This window comes from Corynebacterium nasorum, assembly GCF_022345765.1.
GTDB classification, from domain to species: domain Bacteria; phylum Actinomycetota; class Actinomycetes; order Mycobacteriales; family Mycobacteriaceae; genus Corynebacterium; species Corynebacterium kefirresidentii.
On sequence record NZ_JAKRDR010000018.1, the window covers coordinates 20,517 to 36,425 of the forward strand.

Below are 15,909 nucleotides of genomic sequence, written 5' to 3' on the forward strand. Positions count from 1 at the left end.
GCATGCCACGAAATGGCTCCCAGCGTAGGAGGTTTAGTCTCCACTTGCCCGCCGTTGATGGCAGTCTGGAACCTCGATATGGCTGGCCTCGTCATAGATTTCTGCGAGCGCTGCGGCGGAGCTGGCCCAGCTAAAACGCGCGGCGTGGGCGACGGCGGCTTCGCCCATGGCGATGCGCATGGGGTCGTCGTCAAGCAGGCGGGCCAAGGCATCAGCCCAATCCTCCGGATCGTGCGAGTGCACCAGCAGGCCAGTTTCCCCGTCAGCCACGGCAATGGGTAGCCCGCCGACGGCGGCAGCAACCACCGACGTGCCAGAGGCTTGGGCCTCCAGAGACACTAGGCCGAAGGACTCGTTATAGCTGGGCACCGCCACAATATCAGCCGCGCGGTAGACCCCCACCAGTTCCTCCGGCGGGCGGGCACCCAAAAAGCGCACCCGCTTATCGACGCCCAACTCACGCGCCAACTCCCTATATGCCTCCGGCGCTGTATTGGCCCCCGACGGGCCACCGCAGATAACCACCCGCAGGTTGCGGGCCGGCTCGCGGCGGAAGAGCTCGGCCGTGGCGCGGATGAGTACCTCCGGGCCTTTGAATTTTTGTAAGCGGCCGACAAAGGCCACCACCTTGGTGTGCAGCGGAATGCCCAACTCGCGGCGGGAGCGCTCGGTATTGCGGTCCGTGCCAGGGGTAAAAAGCTCTACGTCGGCGCCGGGCGAGACCACGCGAATATTGGCTCTCTCGGCATCATAATGTTCGGCCAAGTCGCGGGCTTCTTGCTCGGTATTGACCACCAGCAAGTCCGCGTTATCCACCAATTGCTGTTCGCAGATGCGGCGGGCTTCGGACTCCAAGGTGTCATCCGCCGTCCGCGAGGCGTTTTTCACCGCGGCCAAGGTATGCGCTGTGTGAATAAGCGGGATACCCCAGAGATCCCGCAACAGCCAGCCCACCTGGCCAGAAAGCCAGTAGTGGGAGTGAATAAGGTCATATTTTTTACCCTGCCATTTGGCAAATTGCACCATGCCGCCGGCGAAGGCGGCCAGCTGGGTAGGGAGATCCTCTTTATCTAGCCCCTCGTACGGGCCCGCGACGATATTGATAACGCGCAGGCTAGGCTCCACCGCAATGATTTCGCCTTGGCTGGGCCGGGTGGCGCGGGTATAGACGTCTACCTCGATTCCCCGGCGGGCCAATTGGCGGGCAATATTGAGGACGTAGACGTTCATTCCACCCGCATCCCCTGAGCCAGGCTGCTCGATAGGGGATGTATGCATAGAAATCATGGCGATGCGCATGGCGCTCCATTCTAGCGGCGCTATACTGGCCCCTGCCAGAAACCTACGCTACCGAAAGGTCACGTTTTGTCCGCATATGAAACAAAGGCTTGGCTCCAGTATTACCCGGAATGGACACCGCATACGCTGGACTACGGCGATACCACGCTGCTGGATATTTATGACAACAACCTAAAAATCAACGCGGATCGGCCGGCTACCTATTTCTTTGGCCGTACGCAGTCCTATGCTGAGCTAGACCGCCAGGTTCGCGCAGCGGCCGCGGGCCTGAAGGCCTTCGGCGTGCGGCCAGGTGACCGCGTAGCGATCGTCGCGCCCAACTCGCCGCAGTACATCGCGGCGTTTTATGCCATTCTGAAGCTCGGTGCGCAGGTGGTACTGCATAACCCGCTCTACACCGCCCACGAGCTGGAAGGACTCTTCCAAGATCACGGCGCGCGCATCGCCATCGCTTGGGACAAGGCCGCGCCCACGCTGGAGAAGCTGCGGGCAACCACCAATCTGGAAACGGTCGTGTCCATCAACATGATCAACGCCATGCCCACCCTGCAGCGCGCCGCTTTGCGCCTGCCTATCCCGCCGCTCAAATCCAAGCGCGAGCAGCTATCTTCCCCGGCGCCAAATACCGTGCCGTGGGAAACTTTGGTGGGCAACGCAATCGGTGGCGACGGCAGCGATATCACCACGCCGGAAGACGTGGACAAGGACACCATCGCGCTTATCATGTATACCTCTGGCACCACCGGCGCCCCGAAGGGCGCCATGCTCTCCCACGGAAACTTATTTTCCAACATCATGCAGGGCAAGGCGTGGGTACCGGGCCTGGGCGATAAACCCGAGCGCATGCTCGCCGCCCTCCCCTTCTTCCATGCTTATGGCCTGACCATGAACGTGACCCTGGCGCAGTTTATCGGCGGCGAGCTGGTTATCCTGCCTAAGCCAGATATGTCGCTCATTATGCAGCTGATGAAAAAGCACACCCCGACCTGGGTGCCGGGTGTGCCGACGCTCTACGAGCGAATCGTCAAAGCCGCCGACGAGCAGCAGATTCCTATCAAGGGCGTGCGCGCAGCCTTCTCCGGGGCTTCTACCTTGCCTTCGGACACGGTCAAGAAGTGGGAGAACTATACCGGTGGCCTCTTGGTGGAAGGCTATGGCCTGACCGAATGCTCGCCCATCATCGTGGGCAACCCTATGAGCACCGACCGCCGCCCTGGTTACGTCGGCATCCCCTTCCCGGATACCGAGGTGCGCATCGCCAACCCAGATAACCTCGATGAAACCCAGCCCGATGGCACCGAAGGCGAAGTTTTGGCGCGGGGACCACAGATTTTCAAGGGGTACCTCAATAACGAGGAGGCCACCGAGGCCGCATTCCACGGCGAGTGGTTCCGCACCGGTGACATGGGCGTCATGGAAGAAGATGGCTTCATCCGCCTGGTTAGCCGCATCAAGGAGATCATCATCACCGGCGGCTTCAACGTATATCCGGGCGAGGTGGAAGAAATCTTGCGCGAGCACCCGAGCATTGATGACGTCGCCGTGGTAGGCCGACCGCGCGAAGATGGCTCCGAGGACGTCGTAGCCTGCCTCGACTTGGCCGATGGCGCCGCTCTCGACCCGGAGGGACTCAAGGAATACTGCCGCGAACGCCTTACCCGCTACAAGGTCCCGCGCACCTTCTACCACTTTGAAGAGCTGGCTAAGGATCAGATGGGCAAGATCCGCCGCCGCGAGGTCCAGGCAGACCTTATCCGCCGCCTCGAGGCCGAAAAGAACTAGCATGTTCCGCCTCATCGATAGCCCCCTCGGACCCCTGCGCCTGCAGGCGAGCCCGCGGGGGCTTTCCCGTGTGGAGTTCACCGCAACCGGCGCCCTGCCGGAAGCGGTGGGCAGTGCGGATGAAAGGGACGTCGAAAAGCACAGCACAGACGTGCTCGATGCGGCGCAGGCGCAGCTTGCGGAGTACTTCGCTGGCCGGCGCCGCGCCTTCGAGTTGCCTTTGGACCCACCCACCACAACCGAATTTCGCGCGGCCGTACACGCGCAGTTGACGGAGATTGGTTATGGGGAGACGGTCACTTATCGCGACGTCGCCAAGATGCTCGGCCGGCCCGGCGCGACGCGGGCCGTGGGCAGCGCGTGCGGCGCCAATCCCCTGCTTATTGTGCGGCCGTGCCACCGGGTGCTGCGCAGCGATGGCGGGCTGGGCGGATACGCGGGCGGGCTAGCTGCCAAACGATTTTTGCTGACGCTGGAAGAAATCTAGAAGGATTCTTTCGGTTTGGGATAAACTATCCCCTCAGAAATAGTTTTTGTAGCCAAACGAAAGGTTTTCGCGTGTCCGCTTCCCCCTCCCAAGCCTGGCTCCAGCACTACAGCGACTGGACCCCACACACGCTGGACTACGGCGATAAGACCATCGTCGACTACTACCGCAATAACCTGCGGGTCAACGCCAATAGATCCGCCACCTATTTCTTCGGGCGCACGCAAACTTACGCAGAGCTCGATAGCCAGGTGCGCGCCGCCGCGGCCGGTCTCAAGGCTTTTGGCATTCGCCCGGGCGATAAGGTAGCCATCGTCCTTCCCAACTGCCCCCAGCACATCGCCGCTTTTTATGCCGTCCAGCTACTCGGCGCCACCGTGGTCGAGCACAACCCGCTTTATACCGCCCCGGAGTTTGAGGGGCTGCTCAAGGACCATGGCGCGCGCGTGGCTATTGCCTGGGATAAGACCGCCTCCACGCTGGAAAAACTGCGCTCGACTACCCCGCTGGAGACCATCGTCTCCGTCAACATGATTGATGCCATGCCTCCGCTCAAGCGCCTTGCACTGCGCCTGCCCATCCCGCCCCTAGTCACCAAGCGCGAGCAGCTCACCAGCCCCGCGCCCAATACCGTGGAATGGTCCACGCTCATCGGCGCGGCCATCGGCGGCGACGGCACGGACCTCGATTTCCCCGAGATCTCCCCGGACGATATCGCGCTCATCCTCTACACCTCTGGTACCACCGGCAAGCCCAAGGGCGCACTATTATCCCATGGCAACCTCATCGCCAATGCCATCCAAGGCAAAGCCTGGGTACCGCAGATGGGCAAGCAGCAAGAGCGCTTCCTCGCGGCGCTGCCCATCTTCCACGCCTATGGCATGACCACGCTGTGCATTTTCAGTATCTACCTGGGCGCCGAGCTCATCCTGCTTCCCTCGCCGCAGATGCCGCTCATCCTGGACATCCTAAAGAAGCGCACTCCCACCTGGCTGCCCGGCGTGCCCACGCTCTACCAGAAGATCATGGACGCGGCCGAAGAAAAAGACGTTGACTTAAGCGGAATTCGCAACGCCTTTTCCGGCGCGGCCACGCTGCCCATAGAGATTGTGGAGCGCTGGGAAACCATGACCGGTGGACGGCTCGTGGAGGGCTTTGGCATGACGGAAACCTCCCCGGTCCTCACCGCCAACCCCATGAATGGCAAGCACCGCCCCGGCTATGTGGGCGTGCCCTTCCCAGATACGGAGGTGCGCATCGCCAACCCCGATAACTTGGATGAAACCCAACCCGATGGCCAGCCGGGCGAGATGCTCGCGCGCGGTCCGCAAATTTTCCAGGGCTATTTTGGCAATGCCGCGGCCACCGAAAAGACCTTCCACAATGGCTGGTTCCGCACCGGCGATATGGCACTGATGGAACCGGATGGCTATATCAAGCTGGTCAGCCGCATCAAAGAAATCATTATCACCGGCGGCTTCAACGTGTATCCCGCCGAGGTGGAAGAGGCCATTGCCCAGCACCCCGATGTGGTGGACGTCGCCGCCGTGGGCCGCCCGCGCCAGGATGGCTCCGAGGACGTCGTCGGTTGCGTCACCCTGCGCGATGGCGCCGTGCTCGATCCCGAGGGATTGAAGGAATTTTGCCGCGAGCGCCTTACCCGCTACAAGGTCCCACGCACGTTCTATCACTTTGAGGATTTGGCGCGCGATAATCTGGGCAAGATTCGCCGCCACCAGGTGCGCAAGGACCTACTCGAGCTGTTGGAGGCAAAGGCCTAAACTTATCGGCTATGGCAGAAATTCACTATGGCGCTACCTTGACGGATTTCCTCACGGTGGCCGTCGCACAGTTTCCACAGCGCCCGGCCACCTACTTCGCCGGCCACACGCTAACCTATAGCGAGCTCGATGCCCAGGTGGCGGCCGCGGCCGGCGCCTTGCGCGAGATGGGCGTGCGCCCCGGCGACCGGGTGGCGCTCCTGCTCCCTAATTGCCCGCAACACGTGGTGGCATTCTTCGCCATCCTGCGCCTGGGCGCGGTGGTGGTGGAGCATAACCCGCGCTATACCGCGCACGAGCTCACCCCGCTGCTCGCCCATCATGGCGCCCACGTGGCCATTGCCTGGGAGGACATTGCCCCCACCGTATCCGCGCAGGTGGAGACCACTATCTCCGTCTCTCTCACTGAGCCGCTTCCCCTTTCCGGTACCCCGGTGGAGCCGTACCCAGCCACGCTTGCCGACGCCGCCCTTATCCTCTACACCTCCGGCACCACTGCCCGCCCCAAGGGCGTGGTCTTAACCCATGGCAACCTCGCTGCCAACTGCCTGCAGCTAGAAACCCAGGCCCCGCTGCGCCCCGGCCATGAGCGCTTCTTGGCCGCTTTGCCCATGTTCCATTCCTATGGCCTGACGATGAGCGTGCTGCTCGCGGTGCGCTGCGCGGCCGAGATTATCCTGCTTGCCGCCCCACACACCGACGCAGTGACGGAAGCGCTTGCCACCCGCCGCCCCACCTGGATGCCGGGCGTGCCGACCATCTACGAACGCGCCATGAACTACGCTGCCACTGCCGCTGATTCCGAGTCTCCCTCGGATCTCGGCGGGGTGCGCTATTCCATCTCGGGCGCGGCCTCGTTGCCTTCGCGCATCATCGACCCCTGGGAGGCACGCACCGGTGGCATGTTGGTGGAAGGTTATGGGCTGACGGAAACCTCTCCCGTGCTGACCATCAATCCCCTTGATGACACCCGGCGCGCCGGCACCATCGGCCTGCCGCTGCCGGATACGCAGCTGCGCATCGGCGATCCTGCCGATCTCAGCCGCACCCAACCGGATGGCGTGGCCGGCGAGATCCTCGCCCGCGGCCCGCAGGTTTTTAGCGGCTACCTTGCCGACGCCCCCGCTACCTCAGCCGCCTTCCATGAAGGTTGGTTCCGCACAGGAGACATGGGCGTGCGCGAACCCGATGGCCATATCCGGTTGGTGGGCCGCATTAAAGAAATCATCATTACCGGTGGATTCAATGTTTATCCCGGCGAGGTTGAGGAGGCCTTAACCTCCCACCCCGATATCGCCCAAGCCGCCGTCGTAGGCACTCCCCGCTCCGATGGTTCTGAGGACGTCGCTGCCTGCGTGGTCCTAGCCCCCGGCGCCCGGGCCGACGAAGCTGCCTTGCGCGAGCACTGCCGCGGGCTGCTGGCGCGCTATAAGGTGCCGCAAAGATTCTTTGCCATGGATAAGCTCGCCGAAGATCAGCTAGGTAAGCTGCGCCGCCGTGATGTCCAGCGCGATCTCCTCGCCCGCCTTCACCGCGACTAGTCTGCGTCGTTTTCTGCTTTGCACACCGCTTGTTTGTAGATGCGCTCGGACCGCTCTTCTAGGTCAAGTTGGGCGCGGGCTTGGGATTTGGCGGCGGCATCGGAACGCGGCGGAGCCTGAATATGCCGCGCGGCGTGCAGACCCAGTTGCAGCTCTTTGGCTCGCAATACCTCCGCATCGATTTTGATGCCCAAAATGAGCATCGTATTAGATAACCATACGGCCATGAATACGGCCATGATGAGGCTGAAGGCGCCGTAGACGCTGGCCCCAGCAAAGCGCTGGGTATACAGCGCAAAGGCTCCCCACACCACGACATTGGTGCTAAGCGCCACCACGGAACCGAGAGTTATCCAGCGGAAGCGCGCTGGCCGCACATTCGGGGAAAAGTGGTACAGGATGGCAATCAACGTCAGCACGACCACCACGGTGAGCGGGAAGCGCAGCCAATTCCACACCGGCATAAAGATGCCGCCCAAAAAGTCCGCGGTGCCTTGCATCTCTAGCTTGCCGGCTAACGGTTCGACCACACCGCTGACAATGGTATCGCGCAGCAGGTTAGCAAAAAGCACGATCACCGCGCCGATGACCAAGACGATAGTAAGCCCCCACATGAGTGCCCAGGTGCGGATTATTCCGCGGCCCTCTACCCGCCCGTAAACGGTATTGGCGGTGCGCGAGAAGGCACGCACATAGGCCGAGGCGGCAAAAAGAGAAACCAGCACGGATACCACCAGCGCGAAGGTGCCTTGGGCTGTGGAGCCAATGATGGAGCCCACGAGGTGCTCGGCCTGCTCCGTCATCGAACTCGGCACGTAATCCGCAATGAACTGCGAGGTTAATTCATGTACCTCGGCGCGCCGAGAGGAAAAGATGAGCGTGGCTATCGAATAGGCCGCGAGCACCGTAGGAGCAAAGGCCATGAGCGTGAAATACGTCATCGTGGCGGCGCGATCCATCAAGGCATCGTGGAAGAAGTCCGCCCACACGCGGCGGAGCACCAGCCCCCAGCTTTCCTTGCGCAAGCGGTTACCGCGGGCCAGCGGGTCCACATTTTCGGTGTGGCCTTCGATCTTGACCACGGTGGGCGCGGTACTCGGCACGATTTTATCCGCGCCCTCATAGACGGATTCTCTTACCGGAGTGGCTGAAGCGCTCGGCCGTGCAGTGGCGGACGGGTCGCCAGCAGACAGATCGTCGGCCGCCGTGCTCGCGGCGCCAGGGACCTCGGCGGAATCGTCCAGTGTGCTCATATTATCCCAGCGTATGCGGTAAAGAATCTATTTCAGGAAGTGACACTCAGCTGTGATTACACTGGAGAAGCATGACTGAACAGAATGATAAGAAGCTCAACGTAAAGTCCTTCGAACTCGACCACCGCCTCGTCAGCGCGCCGTATATTCGCGTGGCCGACCGCACGGACTTGGGCGGCGGCGTCGAAATCATTAAGTACGACTTGCGCTTCTGCCAGCCCAATCAGGATCACCTTGATACTAAGGCGCTGCATTCAGTGGAGCACATGATGGCCAACTTCATGCGCAATTACACCGATAAGCTCATCGGTTTTGCCCCCATGGGCTGCCGTACCGGCTTCTACGCCATCACTAATGGCATGGAACAAGACGAGCTGCTGCGCGCGGTGGAAGGCGCGCTCAACGATATTCTTAACGCCACCGAGGTACCCGCGGCCAACGAAGAGCAGTGCGGCTGGGGTGCGCACCACAGCTTGGAGGGTGCGCAGGAGGCGGCCCGCGCTTTCTTGGGCGCTAAGGATGAGTGGCTTCAGGTCATGGCGGCCTAATCTAGGGGCCTTCGCGGCGCGACAAACGCGACAGGCGCCAAGCCCGCAAAGCGGCCACGATAGACCCGAAAACCGTGTGGTTTAGGGTGCTATCGTGGCCGCTTTATAGGTTTTAGGCCCCAGTGTGCAGGGGCAACCCCACGCTACTCGTCGAGGGCGAGGCCAATCCAGACGGGTTCGGGCACGAGCTCCACGCCGAAAGCATCGCGGACGCCATCGCGGATGGTGCGGGCAAGGTCCACGATATCGGCAGCCGTAGCCTCGCCGCGGTTGGTAAGCGCCAGCGTGTGCTTTGTCGAAAGCGTAGCCCGGCCAGAGCCTGGGTAGCCCTTGGCAAACCCGGCGCGATCAATGAGCCAGGCCGCGGAAAGCTTTTCCCGGTCGGCCTCGGAGGAGGGGTGGCGGGGCATGGAGTCTGCGGTGGCGTCGCCAAGCGAGGCACGAACCTTGGCCTGCACGGCGTCGGCAAGAGCGGAGTCCACCACCGGGTTGGTAAAGAAAGAGCCGGCGGACCAGGTGTCATGATCGGAAGGGTCGAGCACCATGCCCTTGCCGCGGCGCAGTTTTAAGACCTCCTCGCGGACCTCGGCCACGGGGCGGCGCTCGCCGGGGTTCTGAGTAAGTTGGCCAAAGCGCAACGGGCGGGATAAGCCATCGTTGTTGAGCTGGAGTTCTACCTCGAGCACGACGGCGCGGCCGGTGAATTTCAAGTTGGAATAGCGATACGCCAGCTCCAGATCGGAGGCGGGGACCCACTCATCGGTATCGGTGCGGCGATTATAGAGGCGCACGCGGGTAAGTACCTCGGAGATTTCCGCGCCATAAGCACCCACGTTTTGCACCGGAACCGCGCCCACCGTGCCGGGGATGCCGGACAGGCACTCGATGCCACCCAGGCCAAGCTGAACGGAGCGGGCCACCACGTCATCCCAGTTGGCGCCCGCCTGCGCGCGCACCAGACCGGATTCGGTGTCCATGGACACCTCAGCAAAGTCGAGGATGACGGCGACGACGTCCACGGAGCCATCGGCCACCAAGAGGTTGGAGCCGCCGCCAACGACTATGAACTTCACCGCAGCGCGATCCAGGGCGCGGACAACGGACACGGCGGCATCCGGCTGCGAGCAGCGCAGTGCGGCCTGCGGTTTTCCACCCACACGCAGCGTAGTCAGATCCGCAAAGGTGGCGGTAGAGTCCAGTTCCACGCCGTCGATCGCTGTGAGCTGTTGCGTCAAAGATTTATCAAGCACGCCTACCAAGGTAGTCTGTTAAGCATGTCAACCCGTAGTGAAAACACCGTAACCATCAATCAGCCCATCGAAAAGGTGCACAAGGCGCTGCTCACCAAGGAATACTGGGAGTTCATCGTGGCCAACCTCTCCCCTGAGGCGGGTCAGGTGCACGACTTCAGCGATAGTGTTGCTACCCTTTTCGAGGTTCTGCCGACCACCCTGCTGCCAGAGGCAGTGCGCGCCATGGTCTCCCAAGACCTCAAGGTCAAGCGCGTGGTCACCGTCGGCGAGCTCAACGGTGAAGCCGCTGACGTTAACTACACCGCAGATGTCAAGGGCACCCCGGTGGACTTCAAGGGCGATATCTCCCTGGCTGGCGAGGGCGAGATGACCAAGCTGTCCTACGTCAACGAGATTTCCGTCAATATCCCGATGATGGGCGCCGCCATCGAGCCGAAGGTGGGCGAATCCCTGGCTGAGCTCTTCGATAACGAAGGCAAGCTCACCGAGCAGTGGATCTCTGAGAACGCCTAAGTTCTACAGCACCGAAATCTATGGCCGACCACGCACATAATCTGCGCGCTAGCGCAGCTGCGGGTCGGCCTTTTGGCGTTATTACCCGCGGCACCACCAATCACAATCGCCTGCGCCGCTGCGATAGATGGATGCTCGCGCATCCGGAGATTTCCACGCTGCTGCGGCACGTGGAAAAGCCGCTCGCGCTCGACGTAGGCTACGGGGCCTCGCACGCCACCACCGTGGAATGGGCAGGGTGGCTGCGCCGGGCGAATCCGCAGGTAGACGTCCGCGGGCTCGAAATCCACCCGGACCGGATCCTGCCACCGCGCGACGGCGTGCGCTTCGAACTTGGCGGCTTTGAACTGGCCGGCTACCGGCCACAGCTGGTGCGCGCATTCAATGTGCTACGCCAATACGACGTGGACCAGGTCCAGGAGGCCTGGCAGACGGTGTGTTCTCGGCTTGCCCCCGGTGGCTTCTTTGTGGAGGGCACCTGCGATGAGCTGGGCCGGCGCGCGGCCTGGTTGCTGCTGGATGCCCACGGCCCACGGACTCTCACCCTGGCGTGGGACCCGTTCGATGTGGCGCGGCCCTCAGACATCGCCGAGCGCCTGCCCAAAATCCTCATTCACCGCAACGTTCCCGGCGAGCCCATCCACGAGCTGCTTAAGGCCGCCGACGAGGCCTGGGACCACGCGGCGGGGTGGGCGCCCTACGGCCCGCGCGTGCGTTGGCGCATGGCACGAGCCACGCTTGCCGACGCCCCCTTTACTATCCACACCATCCGTCGGCGCCTGCGCGATAATGTGCTGACCGTGGACTGGGAGTCCGTCGCGCCACGGGACTAAACGCGCCGCTCGGTGATGACAGCTGGGGCAGCTGTGAAATGCCTAGCAATGTGTCCGAGAACTCCCGCAAACTTTGCCCCGCGCCGTCTCATGCGCCACACTGGTACGCATGGCTTCGAAGAAATCGGCAGGTTCACTCGCCTGGAAAATCATCATTGGCATCCTCGTGGCACTACTCGTGCTCATCCTTTTGGCCGAATTCGGCCTGCGCTGGTTCATTGGTCACCAGATGACCTCGCAATTTAACCAGGCTGCCGAAGAAGAAGGTATCCAGGTCAAAGAAGATCCCTCCGTCAGCTTTGGCGGCAGCCCACTGCTCGTAGGGCTGTTTAAGGGCTCCATTTCTCAGATGGATATGACCACGCCGTCCACCCTGCAAATCGACGGCACTGATATCAAGGGCCAACCTGCCTCAGAGATCCACGTAGAAGATATGAGCACCGACCAGGAGAATCCGGTGGCCGGCAAGCTGCGCGCTTCTACCACCGTGCCGGATGACTACCTGCTGGCGTCTTTCCAGAAGGGCATTTCCGAGCAGGCCGGCAGCGAGAAGGTGGGCAATATGGTGGTCACGGAGATCACCGCCAATGAGCAAGACCACGTGCTGGACGTGAAGTTTGCCGGCGGCCTTACCAACCTCTCGCTAGAGCCCACCGCCCACGATGGCAAGCTCGATATCCGCGCCACCGAGGCCTCCATCTTTGGCCTCGAGCTGCCGGATCAGGCCACCGAAGCCATCTCCTCCGCCCTGCAAAATGGCATGTCGGATCAGTTCGTGGGTTCTGACATGAACGTCGATTCCGTAGAGGTGCTCGATGGCGAGCTCAAGCTCACCATCAACGGCACCGATGTTCCGATGAAGGACATGGATAAGTTCGCCGGCGGTGGTGACTCCGCGGGCCAGGGCGGCGCCACGGGCAATGGCGCGCCGCAGCAGGACGCGCAGGAGAAAGCCGCCTAAACCGCGGGAGCGGGAAACTCGAGGACCGGAAGTGTGGCAGCGGCCAACTCCGGTCCTTTTTTCTTGCCTTCTTCACCGGCCGCGGATTCGGCGTAATCCGCGGCCTTGCGGCTGCGCACAATGAGGCGCTGGTAGCCGGCTTGATGGGCGGCTTTAAGGGTGGCGTCGGCAAGCGGTGCGCCGGCAGGCGGGGCGTCTGGCACGATGAGGCCCAGGCGGGCCGGATCGGGGCAGGCCTCGCGGATGGCAATGAGCTCGGAGAGCACAGCATTGGCATCCGTTAAGGTCTCATCGAGGCTGACCCATACCTCGCTGGCGCCCGATTGGATGGCCAGGCGCGCCTCGGAGGCCTTGATAAGAGTGTGGTGGCGGCCGGTAGGATACCCCGCGACAGAAATAATATCGGCCGCACCTGCGCCTGCGGCAAGGGAAACATGGTGCGGGGAGACAAGGACGGTGTTATCGGCGGCGCGCTCCTTGACCGTCGCGGCCGGGGCGTCAAGCAAATTAAGCATTAGTAGCTGTAGTCGCCGTTGATAATGGCCTTGAGCTGCGGGCGCACATCAAACCAGTACACGCCGGTAATGACCGCGCCGATCCAAGACAGAAAAGCCAAGCCGGTGGCCATCGCCACCGCGGAGCCGGCCAGCAGGCCTACCCATACCCACTTACCTTGTCGGTCACCGGCTCGGAAGGCATCCTCGCGGGTGGTGGCAGCGAGGACCGCGCCGATGATGGCGGTCAGGGCGAGGATGCGCAAAATATAGGCATCCAAGTAGTACGCAATTTCAAAAAGTGAATTCATGCAGGTTAATTCTGTGGGTCGTCGGTGTCGATTACTTCGCCATCGATAATATTATCGCCCTGCGAAGGAGCCGAATCCTGGCCAGGGCGCGCCGCATTCTTCTTTTCCGCACGGCGGGCCTGGGCGGAATTATAGGCGTCCATGACGCCCTCGCGGGTCTCGTTATAAGCGGTGGAGAACTTGCCCTTGGCGTCAGCGAAAGACGCGGACTCGCGGGTGCCGTCCGCGGCCTTCTTCACAGTGGCGCCGAACTCCTTCGCGGTAGCAGTGGCCTTATCCACCAAGCCCTCCTTGCCAGATGCGCCATAGGGGCTTTTCGCTTCCGCGCCATGAGCGTGCTGAGCGCGCTCCTCCTGCAGGCGTCCACCGAAGTCCTTGGCTACCTCAAAAGCGGCGCTGCCGGCATCTTTCAGGGAATCGAAAATCTTCTTATTATCACTCATTGCTCATTACTCCTTATGTCTAAGCACCAAAGATAAGGTGGTTGACCGCGAATATCACCAATCCTGCCAGGGAACCGACGATAGTGCCGTTTAAACGAATAAATTGCAGGTCCTTGCCCACCATGAGCTCGATATTTTGGGAGGCTTCCTCCGCATCCCAACGCTTGATGGTCTCCGGGATAATAGCGATGATTTCCGGGGCGAATTTCTCCACGGCATAGCGCGCGGCTTTGTCCACGAGCGCATTGGCCTGGGCTAAAAATTCGGAGTCTTCGAGCAGGCGGTGCGCCAGCTCCTTGACCTTGGCCGTAATCTTTTGGCGCAGGAAGGACTCCGAATCATTGAGCTGGTCAATGAGCGTGGTGGAGACCGTGCGCCACATGGCCGCGGGTGCCTGCTGTGCTTGGTCAGAGGCGAGCATCTCTTGCTTGATGCCCTCGATGCGCCCGCGCATGTCCTCGTCCCATTGCAGATCGGAGGCTAGCTTGGACAAGTTGCGGCGAATGGCCAGGCGGGCCTCGTGGTTACCATTGCGGCGGACCTCATCGGCGAATTCTACGAGCTCGGTATAGACCTTCTCCCCCACCATCTCGCGGGCAAAGCGCGGTGCCCAGCCCGGCATGCGCTCATCGATGGCGGTGACCACCGTGGATTCCATGCTTAAAATCTTGCCGTGTGCCCAGTCGATGAGGTCGTCTTCCAGGGGGCGTGCCTTGCCATCTGCAATATAGCCCTCCAGCAGCCTGCCCAACGGCGGGCCCCATTCCGGTTCGGCTAGGCGGTCCATGACTTGGGTGCGGATGAAATGCTCTGCCTCTTCGGGATCCAAATCTGCGACCACGCTGGCGGCACGCTGACCAATCCACGCGGAGGCTTCCTCCGCCTTACCGGGTTCCACACCCTGGCGTGCCAGCCACAAGGGCAACTCCGCCTCGCGCACCTTGGCGCTCAGCGCATCCGCGGTAAGGAAGTTCTCCTCCACAAAGTCCTTCAAGGCATCGCCGACGCGGTCCTTATTATTCGGGATCAGCGCCGTATGCGGGATGGGCAGTCCCATAGGCCGGCGGAAGAGCGCGGTCACCGCAAACCAGTCCGCCAAGCCACCCACCATGCCGGCCTCCGCCGCTGCACGCACGTAGCCCACCCACACAGGTGCCCCGCTTTCCGACGCCTGCCACCACGAACACCCCAAAAAGATCACCGCCGCACCAATCAGGAACGACAGCGCAATCGCCTTCCACCGCCGCAAGTCCGCCCGCCGGGCCTCCTGGTTACCAGCCTGCGGCACGGGAGCAGCACCCGACGATGCCAACTCCGGTGCCGACGCCGATGCGGCTGCCGATTCGAGGCCTTCGTCCGCGCGGTGGGTCATGAGTTCTCCTTGGGGTGTTCGAGGCTCAGTAGTGGACAACAAATCCGCTCATCAACACTAGTAGGTACAGATACCGCACTCGAAAGATGGCTTAGTTACTATCAGCCCTTAATTTTTCATGCCTCGCTCTTCTCACACGCATTTAGGAACAAAGTCTCGAGAGCAGAAATCGAGGAAGTACAAATAAAGTGGACGAGACCTCTACCCGCCTTTGGACTTCTTATTAACCTCAAGACAACGGACCTACTGGAAACGTCAGTTCACCTACACGATAACCCCATTTAGGGCGAGGGACGGCACTGATTTAACTGCCTCAGTCCGCGTTCCCTTTCGCGGTTGCATAGTGGCTGTACCAATTCTGGCTTCCCGTCTAATCCTCACGTAGTTTTCAGAACCGAACATGCTCAGGATTTTTGCCAAGTCCTTGAAAGGAGCTTAACAGCAAATCGAGAGGCTTCCAGCAGGCCCGATCGAGTCCCAAAAGGTTCCGGCTGATTCAACTCCATCAAGGTCAAAGCTGTGTGGTCTGAACAAACACAAGCTGACAAGCTCTATGCCAACGCCTATCTAGATACGTTACTATTAAATACAACACTCTGATCAGAATTCCCGACAGTTTCTATCTGTCACGGCAAGAGCAAACGAAGGGTCCTTTAAAAATGAGTTCTAACAGCATTAATAATACTGGGAATGGAAACATCTTTAACCAAAATATTGGGATACAGACCGCTAAAAACATTGATGAACTATCTGATATCAGCGAGCTGGCTCAAGAATGGGATCACAGGAGAAGGAATCGCAATGACGCATCCCGAGCCCGCATTAAAAGCTCAACACTCAAATTAGTCTTTGGGTTATTACTTTTCATTATATGCATTTTAATTATTACCTTTTCAGGTGGTTTCGACGACGTACCTGGCGGAATCAAGCGGTGGATGCGCCACGCTTGAATAGTTCGTTAAGTATTTCACGTGGGGTTGCGCCGCCGAGGATTTGTCGGGGTGTTTCGTTGAGCTCATTTTGCACCCACGCGACATG

15 protein-coding genes are annotated in these 15,909 nt (G+C 61.0%); 8 read left to right on the plus strand and 7 right to left on the minus strand.

Features of this window, described 5'->3' with window-relative positions; all coding sequences use genetic code 11:
• Positions 1-33: 33 nt before the first annotated feature.
• Positions 34-1,299, minus strand: a complete 1,266-nt coding sequence (gene mshA, locus MHK04_RS10680; protein ID WP_023020468.1) for a D-inositol-3-phosphate glycosyltransferase — start codon at positions 1,297-1,299, stop codon at positions 34-36.
• A 66-nt stretch (positions 1,300-1,365) separates the two neighbouring features.
• Between mshA and MHK04_RS10685 the strand changes: the two genes are divergently transcribed.
• From MHK04_RS10685 to MHK04_RS10700, 4 genes are all read left to right on the plus strand, one after another.
• A complete protein-coding gene (locus MHK04_RS10685; protein ID WP_239208707.1) occupies positions 1,366-3,081 on the plus strand; it encodes a long-chain-fatty-acid--CoA ligase in 1,716 nt (571 codons plus the stop codon).
• Position 3,082: 1 nt separating this feature from the next.
• A complete protein-coding gene (locus MHK04_RS10690; RefSeq protein WP_200288323.1) occupies positions 3,083-3,568 on the plus strand; it encodes a methylated-DNA--[protein]-cysteine S-methyltransferase in 486 nt (161 codons plus the stop codon).
• A gap of 71 nt (positions 3,569-3,639) precedes the next feature.
• Entirely contained in the window at positions 3,640-5,349 is a 1,710-nt protein-coding gene (locus MHK04_RS10695; RefSeq protein WP_239208709.1) for a long-chain-fatty-acid--CoA ligase, read from the plus strand.
• An 11-nt stretch (positions 5,350-5,360) separates the two neighbouring features.
• Positions 5,361-6,890 (plus strand): AMP-binding protein, encoded by a 1,530-nt coding sequence (locus tag MHK04_RS10700; protein ID WP_239208711.1) that lies wholly within the window; start codon positions 5,361-5,363, stop codon positions 6,888-6,890.
• On the opposite strand, the gene MHK04_RS10705 is transcribed toward MHK04_RS10700, so the two are convergent.
• Positions 6,887-8,143, minus strand: a complete 1,257-nt coding sequence (locus MHK04_RS10705) for a YihY/virulence factor BrkB family protein (RefSeq protein WP_239208713.1) — start codon at positions 8,141-8,143, stop codon at positions 6,887-6,889. The two genes, MHK04_RS10700 and MHK04_RS10705, sit on opposite strands and share 4 nt — an antisense overlap.
• A 71-nt stretch (positions 8,144-8,214) precedes the next feature.
• Here MHK04_RS10705 and MHK04_RS10710 point away from each other — a divergent pair, with 71 nt between their 5' ends.
• Positions 8,215-8,691 (plus strand): S-ribosylhomocysteine lyase, encoded by a 477-nt coding sequence (locus tag MHK04_RS10710; RefSeq protein ID WP_023020462.1) that lies wholly within the window; start codon positions 8,215-8,217, stop codon positions 8,689-8,691.
• Between the two features lie 143 nt (positions 8,692-8,834).
• On the opposite strand, the gene MHK04_RS10715 is transcribed toward MHK04_RS10710, so the two are convergent.
• Positions 8,835-9,941: a UDP-N-acetylmuramate dehydrogenase gene (locus MHK04_RS10715; RefSeq protein ID WP_239208715.1), complete on the minus strand. Its 1,107-nt coding sequence runs from the start codon at positions 9,939-9,941 to the stop codon at positions 8,835-8,837.
• 24 nt (positions 9,942-9,965) lie between these two features.
• Between MHK04_RS10715 and MHK04_RS10720 the strand changes: the two genes are divergently transcribed.
• From MHK04_RS10720 to MHK04_RS10730, 3 genes are all read left to right on the plus strand, one after another.
• A complete protein-coding gene (locus MHK04_RS10720) occupies positions 9,966-10,457 on the plus strand; it encodes a DUF2505 domain-containing protein (protein ID WP_239227070.1) in 492 nt (163 codons plus the stop codon).
• A gap of 20 nt (positions 10,458-10,477) precedes the next feature.
• On the plus strand, positions 10,478-11,290 hold the full coding sequence (locus tag MHK04_RS10725) for a class I SAM-dependent methyltransferase (RefSeq protein ID WP_239208717.1): 813 nt from the start codon (positions 10,478-10,480) through the stop codon (positions 11,288-11,290).
• Positions 11,291-11,399: 109 nt separating this feature from the next.
• Positions 11,400-12,251, plus strand: a complete 852-nt coding sequence (locus MHK04_RS10730; RefSeq protein ID WP_239208719.1) for an LmeA family phospholipid-binding protein — start codon at positions 11,400-11,402, stop codon at positions 12,249-12,251.
• Here MHK04_RS10730 and MHK04_RS10735 read toward each other — a convergent pair.
• Genes MHK04_RS10735 through MHK04_RS10750 form a run of 4 tightly spaced genes read right to left on the minus strand, consistent with a single transcriptional unit; the run spans position 12,248 to position 14,871 of the window.
• Positions 12,248-12,766 carry a beta/alpha barrel domain-containing protein gene (locus MHK04_RS10735; protein WP_239208721.1) on the minus strand — a complete coding sequence of 173 codons (519 nt, stop codon included), beginning with the start codon at positions 12,764-12,766 and terminating at the stop codon, positions 12,248-12,250. The two genes, MHK04_RS10730 and MHK04_RS10735, sit on opposite strands and share 4 nt — an antisense overlap.
• Positions 12,766-13,056, minus strand: a complete 291-nt coding sequence (locus MHK04_RS10740; protein ID WP_239208723.1) for a DUF2516 family protein — start codon at positions 13,054-13,056, stop codon at positions 12,766-12,768. Before MHK04_RS10740 ends, MHK04_RS10735 begins: the two co-directional genes overlap by 1 nt.
• Positions 13,057-13,061: 5 nt before the next feature.
• On the minus strand, positions 13,062-13,499 hold the full coding sequence (locus MHK04_RS10745) for a CGLAU_01105 family protein (protein WP_239208725.1): 438 nt from the start codon (positions 13,497-13,499) through the stop codon (positions 13,062-13,064).
• 19 nt (positions 13,500-13,518) lie between these two features.
• Positions 13,519-14,871 (minus strand): DUF445 domain-containing protein, encoded by a 1,353-nt coding sequence (locus MHK04_RS10750; RefSeq protein ID WP_239208727.1) that lies wholly within the window; start codon positions 14,869-14,871, stop codon positions 13,519-13,521.
• Between the last annotated feature and the right edge of the window lie 1,038 nt (positions 14,872-15,909).

Coding starts and splice junctions, on each gene's coding strand:
- mshA (WP_023020468.1), bottom strand. CDS start 1,299: ATGCGCATCGCCATGATTTCTATGCATACATCCCCTATCGAGCAGCCT.
- MHK04_RS10690 (WP_200288323.1), top strand. CDS start 3,083: ATGTTCCGCCTCATCGATAGCCCCCTCGGACCCCTGCGCCTGCAGGCG.
- MHK04_RS10700 (WP_239208711.1), top strand. CDS start 5,361: ATGGCAGAAATTCACTATGGCGCTACCTTGACGGATTTCCTCACGGTG.
- MHK04_RS10705 (WP_239208713.1), bottom strand. CDS start 8,143: ATGAGCACACTGGACGATTCCGCCGAGGTCCCTGGCGCCGCGAGCACG.
- MHK04_RS10710 (WP_023020462.1), top strand. CDS start 8,215: ATGACTGAACAGAATGATAAGAAGCTCAACGTAAAGTCCTTCGAACTC.
- MHK04_RS10720 (WP_239227070.1), top strand. CDS start 9,966: ATGTCAACCCGTAGTGAAAACACCGTAACCATCAATCAGCCCATCGAA.
- MHK04_RS10725 (WP_239208717.1), top strand. CDS start 10,478: ATGGCCGACCACGCACATAATCTGCGCGCTAGCGCAGCTGCGGGTCGG.
- MHK04_RS10730 (WP_239208719.1), top strand. CDS start 11,400: ATGGCTTCGAAGAAATCGGCAGGTTCACTCGCCTGGAAAATCATCATT.
- MHK04_RS10735 (WP_239208721.1), bottom strand. CDS start 12,766: ATGCTTAATTTGCTTGACGCCCCGGCCGCGACGGTCAAGGAGCGCGCC.
- MHK04_RS10740 (WP_239208723.1), bottom strand. CDS start 13,056: ATGAATTCACTTTTTGAAATTGCGTACTACTTGGATGCCTATATTTTG.
- MHK04_RS10745 (WP_239208725.1), bottom strand. CDS start 13,499: ATGAGTGATAATAAGAAGATTTTCGATTCCCTGAAAGATGCCGGCAGC.
- MHK04_RS10750 (WP_239208727.1), bottom strand. CDS start 14,871: ATGACCCACCGCGCGGACGAAGGCCTCGAATCGGCAGCCGCATCGGCG.